This window comes from Oceanihabitans sediminis, from assembly GCF_003337215.1.
GTDB classification, from domain to species: domain Bacteria; phylum Bacteroidota; class Bacteroidia; order Flavobacteriales; family Flavobacteriaceae; genus Oceanihabitans; species Oceanihabitans sediminis.
Map to the genome: position 1 here is coordinate 1,055,769 of NZ_QPIG01000001.1, position 18,503 is coordinate 1,074,271.

Below are 18,503 nucleotides of genomic sequence, written 5' to 3' on the forward strand. Positions count from 1 at the left end.
CTTTTTGTTTTGATATTTCGTAAGATTCCTTCTGAATATTCAAAAACGGTTTTGATATGTGACCCGTGTTTTAGTATTTAGCCGATTCCCCTTTTGGTAGGGAATCTTCTATAAAGTCACGTAAATCGTCGTTTGCTTTTATTAAATCTTCATTTCGTAAATACATCATATGTCCGCTTCTATATCCTTTAAAAGAGAAGCGGTCTTTCATTTTTCCGCTAGGATCTATTTGCCATTGTGTGTATTTAGCAGCAAAATAAGTTGTTGCGCCATCGTAGTACCCTGATTGGGTAAGTACTTTTAAATAAGGATTCTGTGCCATTGCTTGGCGTAGGTTGTCTCTAGTGTTGTCGTTAGAATTATCCCAGCGACCGGTGTTTCCAAAGACATTGTATTTTACATCTGTTTTAAATTCTAATTCATTTTGAATATAGTAATTAATAGCTGGAGTAAAGGAGTGTAGCCAAGAAGTTAATTCTGCACTATAATCTGGGCTAGATCCAGTTTCTACTTTATCTATTCCAATATATCTAGAGTCTAAACGCCCAATAGTTTCGCCTGTTTTATCGCGTAAAAGCTCTTTCCAAAAGAAGCGATTCGGTACATCTAGGTTTTGTTGTAGAATTACTTTTTCAGATAAACCTGAATAATAACTCATTTTTTTAGCAATAGCTTGTTTTTCGGTTTCTGAAATAAAACCACCTTTAGCAATTGCTGGTATTAAATCGTTAATAGCGAAATCTTCTGCTTCAGGTAAAATTTCTAATAAATCTTTATTCTGAAGCGAGCTAGGAAGCATTTTATGATACCAAGCAGCAGCAGTATAGTAAGGTAGATTTAAACTAGAAGCTAGAGGTCCTCCAACGCGAAGCACTTTATAGTCGGCAGGAGAAACTAAAATCACTCCGTTTAAGTACATCCACTGTCTGTTTTGAAGTTCTAGAGAAAGTCCCATTACTCTAGTTCCTCCGTAGCTTTCCCCAATAATGTATTTTGGCGATTCCCATCGATTTTTTCTAGTGGTAAAGGTGTTCATCCAACTAGCAAGATATTTGATGTCTGCATTTATTCCGAAGAACAGCTTGTCCTCTGGCATTTTTCCTTCTTTATCTGCTATTTTTCTGGAATAGCCTGTGTTTACAGGGTTTATAAATACAATATCTGCAACATCTAAGATAGAGTTAGGGTTGTCTTTTACACCGTAAGGTTGTACAGGGTAACCTTCTTCATCTATATTTAAAACCTTAGGACCTGTGTAAGCAATATGCATCCAAAGAGAAGCAGATCCTGGTCCGCCATTAAAGGAATAAATAATTGGTCTTTTGTTTCCTTTGTTGTCGTTAGTTCGTTTGTAGTAAGTGTAGTATAAAGAAGCAATCATTTTGCCTTCTTCATCCCAGACAGGTTGAAATCCGGTTTCAGCTTTATAATTAATTTGCTTTCCTTTTATGTTAACCGTATGATTTGTAACTACAGTTGTGTCTGCAGGAATTTTTAAATCTTGCGAAAAACTAAGGGTGAAACAAGCGGTTAAGAATAGTGTAAAATAAAATTTCATTTAGGTAAATTTTTGATATAAAGTTTAAAGATACTAAAAGGAAAGAAACTAGCGTTTTTAAAGGCTTTATTTAACTAAAAAGCCTCATTTTTTAAGAATTTCTCCTTTGAAATTATAAAGTCAGCTGCTGAAAAAATAAATTTACTTCTTCTTCAAAAATGTCTAATGGAATTCTGTGCGCTAAATTATTATGAACATGTATTTTGTATTGCGGCTGAAGCATTAGAGTTTCCGCTAAGAAATTTAGCGTTTTTCTAGGTTTTACTATGTCGTCCTGTGTTCCTAAAACAATTTGTTTATAAGAGCTTTTTTTGTTTGTTATATCTGGTACGATTTGATAAACAGTGCGCTCTGCTAATGCTGGATTAAAAAGTAATGCAGGGCACTGAAGTGAATTGGAAACGTAATATCCAGAAAAACCACCCATGCTGCTCCCCATAACAATTTTTATATCCTTTGATTTGAAGGATTGGATAAGGTCTTCAATAGCTTTTGGATTAGCTTCATAATTTATTGCAGGAGAAAAAACCTCTCCGAATTGCTCAAGGATTTCTCTTTTTTCTGGGCTTAGGCTTCCGTTTAAGCCATGTATGTAAAGTATTTTCATGGTAAAGTAATTTTTATATTTTGTGTAAAAGTAAAAGAAGGTTCGCCAAATTATGACGAAGTATAAAAATACAGCAAATCATCTTTTTCGTAAGCTGTTTTTTTAGTCAAAAATATGTATTGTAAGCTTTTATTCTTTTAAATATGTGAAAGGCTGTGGAAGGAATTCCTGAAAGTCCTTTAAAGCGACTTGTAAATCCTAAACAGGAGTGTTTAAAAAAAGAAGCCTATTAAAAATAGAGAAACCCCTAAAAACGTAATGTTTATAGGGGTTTTCTGGTGGTGCCTCCAGGAATCGAACCAGGGACACAAGGATTTTCAGTCCTTTGCTCTACCAACTGAGCTAAGGCACCAGTCTCTCATTTGAGGTTGCAAATATATATTCTATTTTATTATTCACCAAATGAAAATAAATAAAAATTCGTTTTGTAAATTTACAAACTAGATTTAAGATAATGAATTTAATTATAGATGTAGGAAATAGCTTTGTGAAATTAGCTGTATTTCAAGAAGATGAAATTATTTTTCAATCTTCGGTAGTAGAAAATGCTTTTGAAAAAGAATTTAAAAATTTTTTAAAAAAATTTTCAAAAGTGGATAAATGTATCATTTCTTCGGTTGGAAATTTGGATGAGGAAGCATTGAAATTGATAAAACATAGTTTAAAAGTGGTGGTTTTAAATGCCGAAACTAAACTGCCTTTTAAAAATTTATACGCTACCCCAAAGACATTAGGAGTAGACAGATTAGCTTTGGTAAGTGCAGCAGTACAACAATTTCCTAAGAAAGATGTTTTGGTGATAGATGCAGGAACCTGCGTAACATATGATTTTATTTCGGCAGAAAACAAGTACTTAGGAGGAGCAATTTCTCCAGGAATACAAATGCGATATTCTGCATTAAATAATTTAACAGCAAAATTGCCGTTATTAAAAAAAGAGATGCCAAAAAACATAATTGGTAATTCAACAGATAGCTCCATACACTCTGGAGTAGTTTTTGGTGTTTTAAACGAAATTGATGGTGTTTTAGGCAGTTATAAAAAAAAATATCCTCATTTAACAGTTATTTTAACAGGAGGGGATGCTAATTTCTTGTCAAAACAATTAAAAAATAGCATATTTGCCAACTCAAATTTCCTTTTACAGGGATTGAACTTTATTTTACAACATAACTCAAACGAATGATAAAAAAACTGATTATAGTTTTTATTGCAATTTTTGCAATTCAAAGTTACGCGCAAGAAGATAATTCTTCTCCTTATTCTTATTATGGAATAGGAAGCTTAAAATTTAAGGGTACAGTAGAAAACCGCAGTATGGGTGGATTAAGTATTTATAATGATAGTACTCATATTAATTTAATAAACCCAGCTTCTTACGGAGGGAATAATTTAGGTGTTTATAATAATGAAGGTAGGCCAATGACTTTTACTATTGCAGGAAGTCATACATCCAGAAAATTAAAAACAGATTCGCAAAAAGATAAAGGTTCGCTTTCTTCTTTCGATTATATCGCTGTTTCATTTCCTGTAGGTAAATTAGGAATAGGTGTTGGTTTAATGCCTTATACTTCTGTTTCTTATAAGTTAGAGAATACTAAAGATAACGGAGATTTGTCAACTAGATTTAAAGGAGAAGGTGGATTGAACAAAACATTTTTATCTGCTGGATACCAAATAACTGATAATTTAAGTTTTGGTGTAGATGCACAATATAACTTTGGAAATATAGAAGGTAGTACTATTAAGTACATCTATAATGAAGATGGTGAGCTAGTACAATACCAAACAAGAGAAAATAATAGGTCAGATTTAAGCGGAATGAGTTATAACTTAGGTTTGTCTTATAAAGGAAAAATCACAGATAAATTAGAGTTGGTTTCTGGTTTAACTTATCAACCTGAAAGTAAAATCAAGTCAAAAAACAAAAGGTCTTTAAGTTCTTTAGTTGTAAATAACGAAACAGAACTAGAATACGCTATCAATACCATTGATGTAGATTTAGCATCACAAAATTTAGAAGAAACAGATTTAATACTTCCTTCTAAATTTTCTGTAGGAGTAGGAGTTGGTGAGCCAACCAAGTGGTTTGTTGGTGTTGAAAGTACCTTTTTAGAAACAAGTAAGTTCTCCAATCCGCTTTATAGTTCAGTAGATACAGCTTATGAAGATGGGCATGCATATTCTTTAGGGGGTTTTTATATTCCGGATTATAATGCGTACAGATCTTATATGAAACGTGTGGTTTATCGTGCGGGAATAAGAACTGAAAAGACAGGATTAGTAATTAATGGAGAGTCCATAAACGAGTTTGGCATATCTTTTGGAGTAGGATTACCAGTTGGCAATTTATTCTCTAATGCAAACATAGGTTTTGAAGTTGGTAAACGTGGAACTACCGACAAGAATTTAATCCAAGAGAACTTTGTGAGTTTCCAATTAAGTCTATCGTTAAATGATAGATGGTTCCAAAAAAGTAAATTTGACTAACAGCAATAAATAAAAAAGAAGATGAAAACGAAAATTACAATATTAGCAATGTTATTCCTAGGTCTTGGTTTTGCTTCTGCGCAAAATGAAGAATGTATGGCGAAGCTTTCTATTTTTCATGAATATGTGAAAGCTAAAAACTTTGATGCAGCTTATGAACCATGGATGGAAGTTCGTACTAAATGTCCAAAATTCAACAATGCAATTGCTGTAGATGGTCAAAAAATATTAGAGCATAAAATCGAAAATTCTGAAGGAGCAGAAAAAGTAGCCTTCATAAAAGACTTATTAAAACTTTGGGATGAGAAAAGAGTAAACTTCCCAAGTAAGACAAAAGTAGGTAGCTTATTATCAGACAAAGGTCAGTTAATGTATGACTACAGAAAAGAGTTAGGTTTAAGTACTTTAGAAATATATGAAGCTTTTGATGAAGCATATACTACAGATTTAGAAACTTTTAAAAATGCAAAGTCTTTATATATCTACTTTTCTTTAATGGTTGATTTATATGATGATGGTCAAAAAACAGCTGAAGAATTATTCAACAAGTATGATGATGTAGTTGAAAAGATTGAAAGAGAGGTAGCTAAAAACTCAACAGGATTAAACAAGTTACTTGCTAAAGAAGAAACTGGGGCGGAGTTAACTAAGAGAGAAGGTCAATACAAAAGATATTACGAAAGTTCTTTAAGAGCATTCGATCAAATTTCTGGTAGTGTTGATGCTAAATTAGGAGAGAGAGCAAACTGTGAAAACTTAATTCCTTTATACGAAAGAATATACGAGCAAAACAAAAACAACAGTGTTTGGTTACAAAGAGCAATGAACAAGTTGTATGAAAAAGGATGTAAAGAAGATCCAATGTTCGTTAAGGTTGTAAAACAGAAAAATAGCATCGAGCCTAATGCAAATACTTCTTACTACCTATATTTAATTACAGGTGAGCAAAAGTATTTCGATCAAACTTTACAGTTAGAAACAGATCCTATTAAGAAGGCGAAGTTGTTCAATACGATAGCTAGAGACTTTAAACAAAAAGGAAGCTATGGTAAAGCAAGAGAGTACTTCATGAAAGCTTTAGCTGCTAACCCAGCAGATAGAAAACCTCATGTACAAATAGCATATATGTATGCTGCAAGTGCAAACAGCTGTGGAGATACAAACTTCAACAAAAGAGCTGTGTTCTGGTTAGCTGCTGATGAAGCTGCAAAAGGAGGAAACTCTAGTTTAGCTGCAAACTATAAAGCAAAAGCACCTAGCAACTCTGAGATTTTCTCTCAAGGAAATGCAGGTCAGTCTATCAGTATTGGATGTTGGATTAACAGAACTGTAAAAGTTCCATCTCTATAATGATAAACAAAAGTTTATATATAAAAAGCTTAGTCACAGTATTCACTGTGACTTTGTTTTTTTCTTGTAAAAGTAACTTTGATGAGGTGCAGAAAATGGGCGTTTCAGAAGACCAGCCTATAGGAGTTGCAGAAAATATAAACTTAAAATATACAGATTCTGGTAGAGTAACGGCAAACTTGATTAGTCCGAAAATGTTAGATTTTACTAACAGACCTTTTGGTTATAATGAGTTTCCTGATGGTATAACTTTATATATGTATGACGAGCAAAACCAGAAAAATACAGTAATTGCAGACTATGCAATTTCTTATTCCGAAACGTCCTTAATAGATTTGCAAGGTAACGTAGTGGTGACTTCCCATAAAAAAGACACATTGTTTGCAGAGCAATTATATTATGATCAAAAAAAGGAATGGTTATTTACCAATAAACCGGTAACATTTAGACAAGGTAGAGACTTGATAAATGGTAATGGTTTCGATTCCGATTCCAAATTCAAACAAGCACAAGTTTTAGAGATAGATGGTATTATTACTCTAAATGAATAATACGTATCTTTGATACCCAGTAACCATTAATCAAAATATTTTAAATGAAGATTGTTAAGTTCTTTCAATATATATACCTAGTTTTTGTAGTATTGTTTTTATATGATGCTGTAAATAGTTGGGCAGAAGACAGAAACAGAGCATATATGTCTTTGTTTTTTGCTGCTTTAGCCGTTTTTATGTTCCTCTTTAAGAAAAGGTTTAATAAAAACTTAGGAAACAAAAACAACTCCAAGTAATGACGACTTATGTTATTATCATAATTGTTTCTTTATTACTTTCAGCCTTCTTTTCTGGTATGGAAATCGCCTATGTGTCTTCTAACAAGATTCATATCGAAATTGAAAAAAAACAAGAAGGTTACCTAGCTAGAATACTTAGAAAACTTACAGTAAAGCCATCCAAGTTTATTGCAACCATGCTTATTGGTAATAATATTGCTTTGGTTATTTACGGTTTTTTTATGGGGGATTTGTTGGTAGATATGTTTCAGTCTATTAAAACCGATTCTAGTTTTGTGAAGTACTTGTTGGTGGATTTAAGTCTGTTAACACAAACTGTCATTTCAACAATTGTTATTTTAATAACTGCAGAGTTTTTGCCAAAAGTTTTTTTTCAAATTTACGCGAATTCTCTTTTAAAAATATTAGCAGTACCGGCATATATCTTTTATGTACTGTTTACATATATTTCTGATTTTGTTCTATGGATTTCCGATTTCGTTCTTAAAAAATTCTTTAAAACCGAAGGGGATCAAGTGCAATTAGCCTTTACAAAAGTCGAGCTTGGTAATTATATTAGTGAGCAAATGGAATCTGTTGAAGAAGATGATGATGTGGATTCAGAAATTCAAATTTTTCAAAATGCTTTAGAGTTTTCCGAAGTAAAGTCAAGAGAAGTAATGATTCCTAGAACAGAAATTGTTGCGGTAGAATTACGTGAATCGGTAAAAAAACTAAACACTATTTTTACGGAAACAGGATTTTCTAAACTTATAGTTTACAACGAAAATATCGATGATATTTTAGGTTATATACATTCTTTTGAGTTATTTAAAAAACCCAAAAACCTTAAGTCTATCATACTTCCAGTAGAGTTTGTTCCTGAAACTATGCTGATTAATGATGTTCTAAACGTTTTAATAAAAAAGCGAAAAAGTATAGCCGTTGTTTTAGATGAATACGGCGGAACTTCAGGAATTATCACCGTAGAAGATATTGTTGAAGAGCTTTTTGGAGAAATTGAAGACGAGCACGATACCATGCTTCTAATTGAAGAAAAGCTAGGAGATGATCACTACAAATTATCTGCAAGATTAGAAGTAGATTATATCAATGAAGCTTTTAAGATTAATCTTCCAGACGAAGAAAACTACGAAACTTTAGGAGGGTTAATTGTAGCTCATACCGAAGAAATTCCGCAAAAAGATGAGGTTGTAACTATTGGAAACTTCCAGTTTACCATATTAGAAGTATCTAATACAAAAATTGATTTAGTAGAGCTAAGAGTTTTAGAAGAAGATTAATTTTCCCTTTTATTTACGTTTTAATTAGGGTTTTTTTTATGAACAAACTGTAGCTTTTAGACGCTTTTTACAGATGTATTCTTAAGTATTTCTGTCTTCAATTTCAAATACATTGCCAATTTCTTACATAACCCTTTTATTATTAAATAGAAAATGGTATTTTCGCGCACTATATTGAATAAAATCTATACCAAAGAATGGCAATTTTAAATAACATTAGAAAACAATCATTAGTGCTAATAGCAGTTATTGCTTTAGCCTTATTCTCATTTGTATTAGCAGATTTGTTTAGGAACAGTGATGCTTTAAGTGCTAAATCTCAAAACGTAGTAGCTACAATTAATGGCAAAGACATTACTCGTGAAGACTTCATGCAAAAAGTGGAAGCAGTACAACGTCAAATGGGTGGAAGAGGAACCAGCACACAAGCGATGAATACTGTTTGGAATCAAGAATTACGTCAAGCTGTTATGCAAACGCAATTTGACGCTTTAGGTTTTACTGTTGAAAAAGACCAAATGCGTGACTTATTAAAAACAAGTTTTGCTAACAATACAGATTTTCAAAATGAAGCAGGTGTTTTTGATGAAAACAAACTGAACGAATATATTGCCAACTTAAAAGAAACTTCTTCTATTGCATACCAACAATGGGTAGATTATGAAGAAAGTATTGCTGCAAACGCTCTTAACCAAAACTATACAAACATGGTTAAAGCTGGTATGATTGGAACGCTTGCTGAAGGTGAGTTAGAACACAAGTTAGCTAACAATACAGTAGATATTAAATTTGTTCAAGTACCATATGCAACAATAGCAGATGATCAAGTTACTGTTTCAGATAGTGAGATTACTAACTACATGAACAAAAACAAAAAACAATATACTGTTGAAGCTTCAAGAAACATTAACTATGTAGAATTTAAAGAAGTTGCTTCTTTAGAGGATGAAAACGTAATTAAAGAAAGCTTAACAGATTTATTAAAAGATCAAGTAGTTTATAACGAGGTTACAAAAAGAAACGATACCATCGTAAGCTTCTTAAAAGCTAAAGATAACGAATCTTATATCAATGCAAATTCAGATATTAAATATGATGATCGTTTTATTCAAAGATCTGGTTTACCATCATCTGTAGCAGATAGTATCTTCAACTTAGGAGTAGGAGAAGTATTCGGGCCTTATAAAGATGCTAACCACTTTAAAATTTCTAAAGTAGTTGCAGTTACACAATTACCAGATTCAGTAAAAGCAAGACATATATTAATTCCTTTTATTGGTTCACGTTCAGCTACTGCTGAAACTGTTCAAACAAAAGAACAAGCAAAAACTACAGCAGATAGCTTAATGAATATTGTAAAAGCTACACCTTCTAAATTTGTTAGCTTATTAGATTTCTCTGCAGATACTGTGAGTAATGAAAAAGAAGGAGTTTTAGATTGGTTTACATACAACGCTATGGTTCCTGAATTTAGAGATTTCACTTTTGAAAATAATGAAGGTGATGTAGGAGTAGTAGAATCTATGTTTGGTTACCACGTAATTGAAATCTTAGGTCAAAAGAATAGAAAACGTGCCATTAAAGTTGGTACTATTGCTAGAGCAATTGAGCCTAGTGAAGCTACCGTTTCTAAAGTGTTTAGAGATGCTGCTACTTTTGAAGGAGCAGTTGCAGATGGAAACTTCCAAGATATTGCAAAAGAAAATAACTATACTGTTCGTCCAGTAGACGGAATCAAAGTTTTAGATGAAAATATCCCAGGATTAAATAGCCAAAGAGCAATTGTTCGTTGGGCTTTTGAAGAAGGAACTAAAGTAGGTGATACTAAGAAATTCCCTATCTCTAATGGTTTTGCTGTAGTGCAATTAACCGAAAAGAATAAAGCAGGAATGATGAATGTACAAGATGCTTCTGTTACTGCGTTACCAGCAATTCGTAAAGCTAAAAAAGCTGAAATGATTAAAAATAGAATTTCTGCAACTACTGTAGAAGATGTAGCTTCAGCAGAAGGACAATCTGTTAGAACAGCTTTAGCTTTAAACATGAAAACACCAACAGTTACAGGTGTAGGTAGAGAGCCTAAAGTTGTAGGTGCCGCTTTTGGATTAAACGAAGGTGAAACTTCTAAACTTATTGCAGGTGAAAACGGTGTTTATATGGTTCAAGTAACTAAAGTAACTCCAGCTGTTGAATTAGGAAACTATCAAGCATTTGCTAACCAAGTTTCTTTAGATAAGCAATCTGCTGTAGATACAAGATTATTTGAAGCTTTAAAAGAAGCTGCAGAAATCGAAGATAATAGAGCAAACACAGTTCAGTAATTAAGAACTTTATCTCATAAAAAAATCCCTTTTTGAATTTCAAAAAGGGATTTTTTGTTTGTTATAATTTCTGTTAGATTATTTAGGATTCAAAACCATTTCTTCATAGGTTAAAATGGTAGTGTAACCCTTTCTATTAAAATACTCTCTAGGATCGTTTATGCTTGTAACTAAAACAAAATCACCACCCCAAGCACCAAGACTTTTAATGCAGCCTTTAAAGTCGCTAAATAACCTTTGTTTTATAGGTTCTTGTTTTATGATTTTAGAAATAAGCTGTTCATGTTGTTCAAGTAAAACATTAAATGCTTCCAAAGAAGTACATGAAATCATGTTTTGAGTAATACTGTTTATAGCTTGTATGGCTTCGGATAAATTGCCTTTGTTTTCTTTGTAAACTGCAATACCATCTCTACTATTTTGTTTCTTGTTAAGGTATACAAAATAAAGATGTTCTTTAAAAACAGGGTTAAATGAAATCGGTTTAACCAGTTGCTTGTCGTTCTTAAGTTGGTAGCTTATTGGGGTTGCGTGTTGTGCGCAGGCAATATCGTAACCAGAGCCACCAAAAGTGCTTTCTAGTAGCTTATAAGCATCAACATTGGCCCAAGTAGCTATATTGTTTATAAGGGTAGAGGATGTGCCAAGACCCCAATCTTTAGGGAATTCTAATAAGGTTTTAATTTTATAGCCGGTTTGGTCCTCCAAAAATGTAGGATTTAGTTTTTTTGCTGCTCGCAATATCTGTAATAATCGTTCAGAAATTTCATTTTTTGGAGTAGCGAAACCTTCAGAAATATCTTTAAATGAAATAGTATCTTCAAACCAAATGTTTCCTTTTTCATCTAAACTCTGCCACTGTAATTTTGTAGCTTCTATTCCTTCAATATCTAAACTTTGTCCGAACTTAGTTGGTACAGCAAGGGCTATTGCTCCATCTAGAGCAAGGTATTCTCCGGTGAGTAATAGTTTTCCGTGGCTGTAGAACTTTTCCACTTTAGTTTTTCTCTTTTAAATTATTATAAGCTTCCACAACGGCACTATGGGTAACGGTGTTCTTTTTAAAGTGCTCCACTATGATTTTTTTTTCAGAATCGGTTGCTTGTAGTTGATTTAAGATATTCATCAAGTGCATTTTCATATGTCCTTCCTGAATTCCTGTGGTTGTTAGAGAACGTAATGCTGCAAAATTCTGTGCCAATCCTGCAACTGCAATAATTTGCATTAACTCTCTTGCACTTGGTTTGTGTAATAACTCTAGTGCTAACTTTACTAATGGATGTAAGTTTGTTAATCCGCCAACAGTACCTAATGCTAGTGGAATTTCCATCCAAAAGGTAAATACGCCATCTTCAATTTTTGCGTCTGTTAAACTGCTGTATTTCCCGTTTCTTGAAGCATATGCATGCACTCCGGCTTCAATGGCTCTAAAATCGTTTCCAGTAGCTAGAACAACAGCATCAATACCGTTCATGATTCCTTTGTTGTGTGTTACTGCACGGTAAGGCTCTACTTTTGCAATATTTACAGCTTGTACAAATTTTTCAGCATTAAAATCGTCTTGAGGTAAGTCTTCTAGTTTACAGCTAACTTCTGCTCTTACTAAGCAATCAGGTACATAATTAGAAAGAATACTCATTACTATTTCAATTTCCTTAGCTAATTGTTTTTCTGCCTCTGTTTTAAAAGTTTTTGCAAACTGTTCTAAGCAAGAATTAATGAAATTAGCTCCCATTGCATCTAGGGTTTCAAAAGTAGCGTGCAATTGGTAGTAGCCTGAAATATCTTCGGTTTTATCTTTTAACACAATATCCAAAATACCTCCACCGCGTTTTTCCATGTTTTTGGTGATAGGTTTTGCGTCTGCAATTAGATTTGGTTTAACTGTGTTAAAGAAATTTTCTAATGTTTTAAAATCTCCGTGGTACATAAAATGCACTTGCCCTATTTTGGTAGTTGAGATAACTTTCGTTTTAAATCCGCCACGTTCCAACCAAAATTTAGCAGCTTTACTCGCCGCTGCAACTACCGAACTTTCTTCAATAGCCATTGGTATGGTGTGCATTTTGCCATTTATTAAGAAGTTTGGCGCAACACCAAAAGGTAAATAATAATTGGTTATGGTGTTTTCAATAAACTCATCATGAAGGTTTTGCAAGGCGATATTGTTGTTCCAATATTGCTTGATTACTTTTTTAGCTTCCTCTTGTTCTGAAAAATAGGTTTTAACAATCCAATCAATTTTTTTTGATTTCGATAATTTTGAAAAGCCTGATATTGATGCGCACATGTACTTTGAATTTTAAAGGGCAAAGATAGTATACTCAAATTTAATTTTTGGTTTTCTATTAGATTGTATATTTGTGGTTGTGCAAAACCGCTTCGGTTTACCTGTTTTGTTGAATTTACTGTTAATGTTTACGATTTTTTGCATATTTTTTAGTAAACTTGACATCATTTTAATTTAACCTATTTTTAATGCGAGAATTTAAATACTTCCTACTAAGTATCTTTTTAGTAATAGCTCTTTCAAGTACTGCGCAGACTAAAGAAATTTCATTAGAAGAAATATGGAATGGGGCCTTTAGAACAGAGAGATTAGACGTTTTACATTCTATGAAAAACGGACAAGAATATTCTGTTTTGAACTTTGATAGAGTGTCGAAATCTACATCTATTGATGTTTACGATTACAAAACCTTAAGTAAAGTAAAAACTCTAGTAAGTTCACTAGATATTGATGCTATACCATACTTTACAGACTATACTTTTAGTTCCGACGAAAGTAAAATCATATTAGCAACCAACGTAGAGTCTATATTTAGAAGATCTACTTTAGGGCATTTCTTTGTGTATGATACAGAAGATGCTTCGGTTACTTTAATTGCTGAAGATAGAATTCAAGAGCCTACTTTTTCACCAGATGCTACTAAAGTAGCTTTCGGATTAAACAATAATTTGTATGTAAAAGATTTAGTTTCAGGTGAAACAAAGCAAATCACCTTTGATGGAGAAAAAAATAAAATCATAAACGGTATTACCGACTGGGTTTATGAAGAAGAATTTGGATTTGTTCGTGCTTTTGAATGGAATGCAGATAGCGATAGAATTGCATATATACGATTTGACGAAACAGAGGTTCCTGAATTTTCAATGGATGTTTATGGTCAATACGGAAAAGATTTATACCAAACACAACAAGTTTTTAAATATCCAAAAGCTGGAGAAAAGAACGCGGTAGTGTCTTTACATTTATATGACTTAGAAAAGGAAGAAGCTTCAGAAGTTGTTTTAGACAAGGCTTACAGCGATTTTTATATCCCTAGAATTAAATGGACTAACGATGCAGACGTTTTAAGTGCTCAGTACACTAACAGACATCAAAACGAATTAGACCTTTGGATGATTAATGCTAGAAAAGGAAAAGCAGAAATAGTCCTTGCCGAAAAAGATGCTGCCTATGTAGATATTACCGATAACTTAACTTTTTTAAAGGATAATAGTTTTATTTGGACAAGCGAAAAAGATGGCTTTAACCACATTTATCACTACGATAAGAAAGGGAAACTGATAAATCAAATTACCAAAGGAAATTGGGATGTTACCAATTACTATGGTTTTGATGAGAAAACAAACAGAATTTATTACCAATCTGTAGAAAACGGTTCTATCAATAGGGATGTTTATGCAATTGATGTAAAAGGAGTTAAAAAGACGCGTCTGACTTCGAGCACGGGGACAAACAATGCTTCTTTTAGTGCAGATTTCACCTATTTTATTAATACTTTTTCAAACGCAAGTACGCCACCAGAGTATACTTTAAATGAAGCAGTTTCTGGAAAAATAGTGAAGCGCATAAAGGATAATCAATCCCTTGCTAAATCTTTAGAAGCTTATAAGCTTTCTGAAAAAGAATTTTCTACGATTCAAGTAAATGGAAACGACTTAAATATGTGGATGATAAAACCAGCAGATTTCGATTATAATAAGCAATATCCATTATTTATGTACCAGTATTCAGGTCCAGGTTCTCAACAGGTTTCCAATTCATGGAACAGTGCAAACGATTATTGGCACCAACACTTAGCACAACAAGGTTATATTGTTGTTTGTGTAGATGGAAGAGGAACAGGTTTTAAAGGAGCAGCATTTAAAAAAGTAACTCAGAAAGAATTAGGAAAGTACGAAGTAGAAGACCAAATAGATGCAGCGAAGCTTTTAGGCGAAAGACCTTATATTGATGCTTCTAGAATCGGGATTTGGGGATGGAGCTACGGAGGTTTTATGAGTAGTAATGCTTTACTAAAAGGAGATGACGTGTTTAAAATGGCTATTGCAGTTGCACCAGTAACAAGCTGGAGATTTTATGACACTATTTATACAGAGCGTTATATGACTACTCCGCAAGAGAATCCAAGTGGTTATGATGAAAACTCACCTATAAATCATGTAGATAAATTGAAAGGAAACTATTTATTGATTCATGGTTCATCAGATGATAATGTACATGTTCAAAATACAATGCTTATGGTTGAAGCTTTAGTACAAGCTAATAAGCAGTTTGAATGGATGATTTATCCAGATAAAAATCACGGTATTTATGGTGGAAATACCAGATTGCACTTATACACCAAAATGACTAATTATATTAAAGAAAACCTATAAAAACAGAACTTATGAGTCAGGAACAAGATCCAGCGTTAATTGCGCATCTCGCGAAAAAAGGTATTGATGATAAAATGGTAATGGGGCACCCAGCAGGGCTGTTCATATTATTCTTTACAGAAATGTGGGAACGTTTTAGTTATTATGGAATGCGTGCGTTATTAACGGTATTCTTAATTACAGAAATAGCTGCAGGAGGTTGGGAATGGGACAATGCCGATGCTATGCAGTTATATGCTTGGTATACAGGTTTAGTTTATTTAACTCCGCTATTAGGAGGTATTATTGCAGATAAATTCACAGGATTTAGAAAAGCAATTTTATTAGGTGCTTTGGTAATGACATTAGGGCATTTATCTATGGCTTTTGAAGGAATTAACCCTTATTTCTTCTATGCAGGTTTAGTACTTATGATTTTAGGAAATGGTTTATTTAAACCGAATATATCTTCTATGGTAGGGAATTTATATCCAGATTCAAGTTCTAAAAAAGATGCAGGTTATACTATTTTCTATATGGGTATTAACGCAGGAGCATTCTTAGGAATGTTACTTTGTGGATATATTGGTGAAAAAGTAGGATGGCATTATGGATTCGGATTAGCAGGAGTATTCATGCTTTTCGGAATGTTACAATTTTACTTTGGAACAAAAATATTTGGAGATATTGGTGCGAAGCCAGAAAAACATACAAAAGAAGAATTAGAAAAAATAGCAGAAGAGTCTGATGAAGAAGTATTAGCTCCTAATGTTGTAAGAGATAGATTAGTTGTAGTTGGAGTGTTAATGGTTGCGAGTATCTTTTTCTTTTTTGCTTTTGAGCAAGCAGGAGGATCTATGACTGTTTTTGCTAAAGACTATACACAAAGAATTTTAGAAGGTAGCACGGGAACCATCTTTAAATGGGTAGATGCTATTTTAACCATTTTCCCAATCATAATTGTTACTTGGGTGCTTTATGGTTTAGGAAAGAAAATTTATAAAGCATATCCTTTAACTATCATCTTTACAGCAATATCTTTTGTCCTTATTTGGATATTAGGTGTTTGGAAAGTATACAGAGAATTTAGCCTTGAGCAAACAGAAGTAACTGTTTCTTGGTTTCAGATTTTAAACTCGTTCTTCATTATTACTTTGGCTTCGTCTTTTAGTAAGTTATGGGAGAAAGTATGGAATCCATCTGGACCAGTAAAATTTGCTATGGGATTAGCTTTAGTAGGGGTAGGTTTCGTAGTGTTATCATTAGGAGCTAACAGTATTCCACAAGGAGCAACATCGGCATCTGTAAGTATGATTTGGTTGATATTAGCATATTTCTTCCATACAACAGGAGAACTTTGTTTATCGCCAGTAGGACTATCTTATGTTTCTAAATTATCTCCAAAGCGTTTAGCAGGATTATTATTCGGATTATGGTTTACAGCTTCTGCAATAGCAAACTTTATAGCAGGTATGACAGGATCTTATATTGATAAAATATCTGAAACATATTCTATGTCTACTTTCTTCTTAATTATTGCAGCAATTCCTATGGGAGCAGCAGTTATTTTATTGCTATTGAATCCTAAATTAAAGAAAATGATGCACGGTATTAACTAATTAATTAATTCTTTAGTGCAACTAACTAAAATAACTTATTGAAATGAATACTGATATTGAAAATCTTTTTAAAGACACTGTCCTTGGACATCCTGTAGGACTATTTATCTTGTTTTTTACAGAAATGTGGGAGCGTTTCTCATTCTATGGAATGCGTATCCTTCTTATTCTGTTTTTAACAGCTCCAATGATGAGCGATAACCCTGGTTGGGATTGGCCACGTGAGCATGCCTTATCTTTAATTGGTACTTATGCATCTCTTTTATATTTAACACCAATTATTGGTGGATGGATTGCTGATAAATGGACAGGTTATCGAATTGCAGTGGTTATAGGGTGTATTATTATGACACTTGGTCACGCAGCTATGGCTTTTGAAACAACTGCCTCATTTTATATAGGTTTAGCTTTATTAGTAATTGGAACAGGGTTTTTTAAACCAAATATTACTTCTATTATATCTGAAATGTATAAGTCTAGAGAGTCTAAAAAAGATGGAGCTTATACTATTTTCTACATGGGGGTAAACGCAGGAGCTTTCTTCGGAATGATGCTTTGTGGTTACCTAGCGGAAAATTATGGGTGGACTTACGGATTTGGATTAGCAGGTATTTTCATGTTGTTAGGAATGCTTCAGTTCTTATTAGCTCATAAAATATTTGGTAAAGTAGGGGCTTCACCTTCAAAGAAAGCTGAAGATGTTTTAGCGAACCAAGAAGAAAAAACAGATATAGAGCTTGCAAAAGAAGAAGCAGAGGCTGCTTCAAAATTAAACCCATTTACAACTTTTGATAAAATACTTATTGTCTTGTCATCGGTAGGAGGGTTATTGTACTTGTTTAATGATCCATTAGAGAAAATTGGAGGAACTTCTATGTTGCCATTTGAGTTTATGGGAATGTCGGGTTCTAATATTGTTGTGCTAGTAGCATTAATACTATTCTTAATATTGTTGATTACACGTATTTCAAGGTATATTCCAATTGTTAGAGATCGTTTGGTTGCTGTGTCGGTTTTTGCTTTATTTACCGTATTCTTCTTTGCGTTTTTTGAGCAATCTTTAGGATCTATGACATTATTTGCTAGTGACTATACAAATAGAGATTTAGTAGGAACTGCAGCAACTGTTTTTACTGTTATTGATGCCTTGTTAACTACGATTCCTTTAATTATCATTACTTATGTGATTTTCTTAATCTTTAAAAAGACTTTTACTAAAATTGGGGCATCTAATATTATGTTAGCAATCGCATTTATTGGGGTTTGGGCTTTAGTAATTTATCGTATTTACGATAAGTCGACAGATGAAGTATTAAAAGTTGATGCTACATGGTTTGGTATTTTAAACTCTTTCTTTATTATTACACTTGCGCCAATATTTTCAAAATGGTGGGAAAGTAAATACAATCCTAGTGCAGCTATGAAATATGCCATTGGTCTTATATTATTAGGTATAGGATTTGGTGTTTTAGCTTATGGTGCTTCAGATATTCCTTCAGGAGCTAAAACTGCTTCTGTAAGCATGATATTCTTGATACTAGCATACTTGTTCCATACTATGGGTGAACTTTGTTTATCTCCTTTAGGATTGTCTTATTTAAGTAAGTTAGTACCTGCAAGAATGATTGGGTTTATGTTTGGTGTTTGGTACTTAGCTATTGCAGTTGGACAGAAAGGAGCAAATACTATGGGAGGTATGATTGATCATATTTCCGAGAAGTATTCAATGGGAACTTTCTTCTTAATATTTGCAATTATCCCTATTATTGTAGGTTTCATTTCAATGGTGCTAAATCCGTTGTTAAAGAAACTTATGCACGGAGTTAGGTAATTCTGTG

14 protein-coding genes and 1 tRNA gene are annotated in these 18,503 nt (G+C 33.0%); 10 read left to right on the forward strand and 5 right to left on the reverse strand.

What is annotated here, in order from left to right; all coding sequences use genetic code 11:
- Positions 1 to 70 precede the first annotated feature (70 nt).
- From DU428_RS04750 to DU428_RS04760, 3 genes are all read right to left on the reverse strand, one after another.
- Positions 71 to 1,558 (reverse strand): S10 family peptidase, encoded by a 1,488-nt coding sequence (locus tag DU428_RS04750; RefSeq protein WP_113966217.1) that lies wholly within the window; start codon positions 1,556 to 1,558, stop codon positions 71 to 73.
- 112 nt (positions 1,559 to 1,670) lie between these two features.
- Positions 1,671 to 2,165 carry a YqiA/YcfP family alpha/beta fold hydrolase gene (locus DU428_RS04755; protein WP_072349956.1) on the reverse strand — a complete coding sequence of 165 codons (495 nt, stop codon included), beginning with the start codon at positions 2,163 to 2,165 and terminating at the stop codon, positions 1,671 to 1,673.
- Between the two features lie 276 nt (positions 2,166 to 2,441).
- Positions 2,442 to 2,517: transfer RNA gene (locus DU428_RS04760), tRNA-Phe, on the reverse strand.
- 102 nt (positions 2,518 to 2,619) lie between these two features.
- Here DU428_RS04760 and DU428_RS04765 point away from each other — a divergent pair.
- From DU428_RS04765 to DU428_RS04795, 7 genes are all read left to right on the forward strand, one after another.
- Positions 2,620 to 3,351 carry a type III pantothenate kinase gene (locus tag DU428_RS04765; RefSeq protein WP_072349955.1) on the forward strand — a complete coding sequence of 244 codons (732 nt, stop codon included), beginning with the start codon at positions 2,620 to 2,622 and terminating at the stop codon, positions 3,349 to 3,351.
- Complete coding sequence (locus DU428_RS04770) at positions 3,348 to 4,655, forward strand: outer membrane protein transport protein (protein ID WP_113966218.1); 1,308 nt, start codon at positions 3,348 to 3,350, stop codon at positions 4,653 to 4,655. Before DU428_RS04765 ends, DU428_RS04770 begins: the two co-directional genes overlap by 4 nt.
- A gap of 21 nt (positions 4,656 to 4,676) precedes the next feature.
- Positions 4,677 to 6,005, forward strand: a complete 1,329-nt coding sequence (locus DU428_RS04775) for a hypothetical protein (protein ID WP_072349953.1) — start codon at positions 4,677 to 4,679, stop codon at positions 6,003 to 6,005.
- Complete coding sequence (gene lptC / locus DU428_RS04780) at positions 6,005 to 6,556, forward strand: LPS export ABC transporter periplasmic protein LptC (RefSeq protein WP_072349952.1); 552 nt, start codon at positions 6,005 to 6,007, stop codon at positions 6,554 to 6,556. Before DU428_RS04775 ends, lptC begins: the two co-directional genes overlap by 1 nt.
- A 44-nt stretch (positions 6,557 to 6,600) precedes the next feature.
- A complete protein-coding gene (locus tag DU428_RS04785; protein ID WP_072349951.1) occupies positions 6,601 to 6,795 on the forward strand; it encodes a hypothetical protein in 195 nt (64 codons plus the stop codon).
- Positions 6,795 to 8,081 carry a hemolysin family protein gene (locus DU428_RS04790; protein ID WP_113966219.1) on the forward strand — a complete coding sequence of 429 codons (1,287 nt, stop codon included), beginning with the start codon at positions 6,795 to 6,797 and terminating at the stop codon, positions 8,079 to 8,081. Before DU428_RS04785 ends, DU428_RS04790 begins: the two co-directional genes overlap by 1 nt.
- A 197-nt stretch (positions 8,082 to 8,278) precedes the next feature.
- The gene (locus DU428_RS04795; RefSeq protein ID WP_072349949.1) at positions 8,279 to 10,402 is read left to right on the forward strand and encodes a peptidylprolyl isomerase; all 2,124 of its coding nucleotides are present in this window, start codon (positions 8,279 to 8,281) and stop codon (positions 10,400 to 10,402) included.
- Between the two features lie 78 nt (positions 10,403 to 10,480).
- Here the strand turns inward: DU428_RS04795 and DU428_RS04800 are convergent, their stop codons facing one another.
- A complete protein-coding gene (locus DU428_RS04800) occupies positions 10,481 to 11,398 on the reverse strand; it encodes a GYDIA family GHMP kinase (RefSeq protein ID WP_072349948.1) in 918 nt (305 codons plus the stop codon).
- Position 11,399: 1 nt separating this feature from the next.
- A complete protein-coding gene (locus DU428_RS04805) occupies positions 11,400 to 12,692 on the reverse strand; it encodes a hydroxymethylglutaryl-CoA reductase, degradative (protein WP_113966220.1) in 1,293 nt (430 codons plus the stop codon).
- A 188-nt stretch (positions 12,693 to 12,880) separates the two neighbouring features.
- Here DU428_RS04805 and DU428_RS04810 point away from each other — a divergent pair, with 188 nt between their 5' ends.
- The 3 genes from DU428_RS04810 to DU428_RS04820 are packed head-to-tail and all read left to right on the forward strand — an operon-like array spanning position 12,881 to position 18,496.
- Positions 12,881 to 15,067, forward strand: coding sequence for a S9 family peptidase (locus DU428_RS04810; RefSeq protein ID WP_113966221.1), 2,187 nt, complete (start codon positions 12,881 to 12,883; stop codon positions 15,065 to 15,067).
- Between the two features lie 11 nt (positions 15,068 to 15,078).
- Positions 15,079 to 16,665: a peptide MFS transporter gene (locus DU428_RS04815; RefSeq protein WP_072349945.1), complete on the forward strand. Its 1,587-nt coding sequence runs from the start codon at positions 15,079 to 15,081 to the stop codon at positions 16,663 to 16,665.
- A 43-nt stretch (positions 16,666 to 16,708) separates the two neighbouring features.
- The gene (locus DU428_RS04820) at positions 16,709 to 18,496 is read left to right on the forward strand and encodes a peptide MFS transporter (protein ID WP_072349944.1); all 1,788 of its coding nucleotides are present in this window, start codon (positions 16,709 to 16,711) and stop codon (positions 18,494 to 18,496) included.
- Positions 18,497 to 18,503 lie beyond the last annotated feature (7 nt).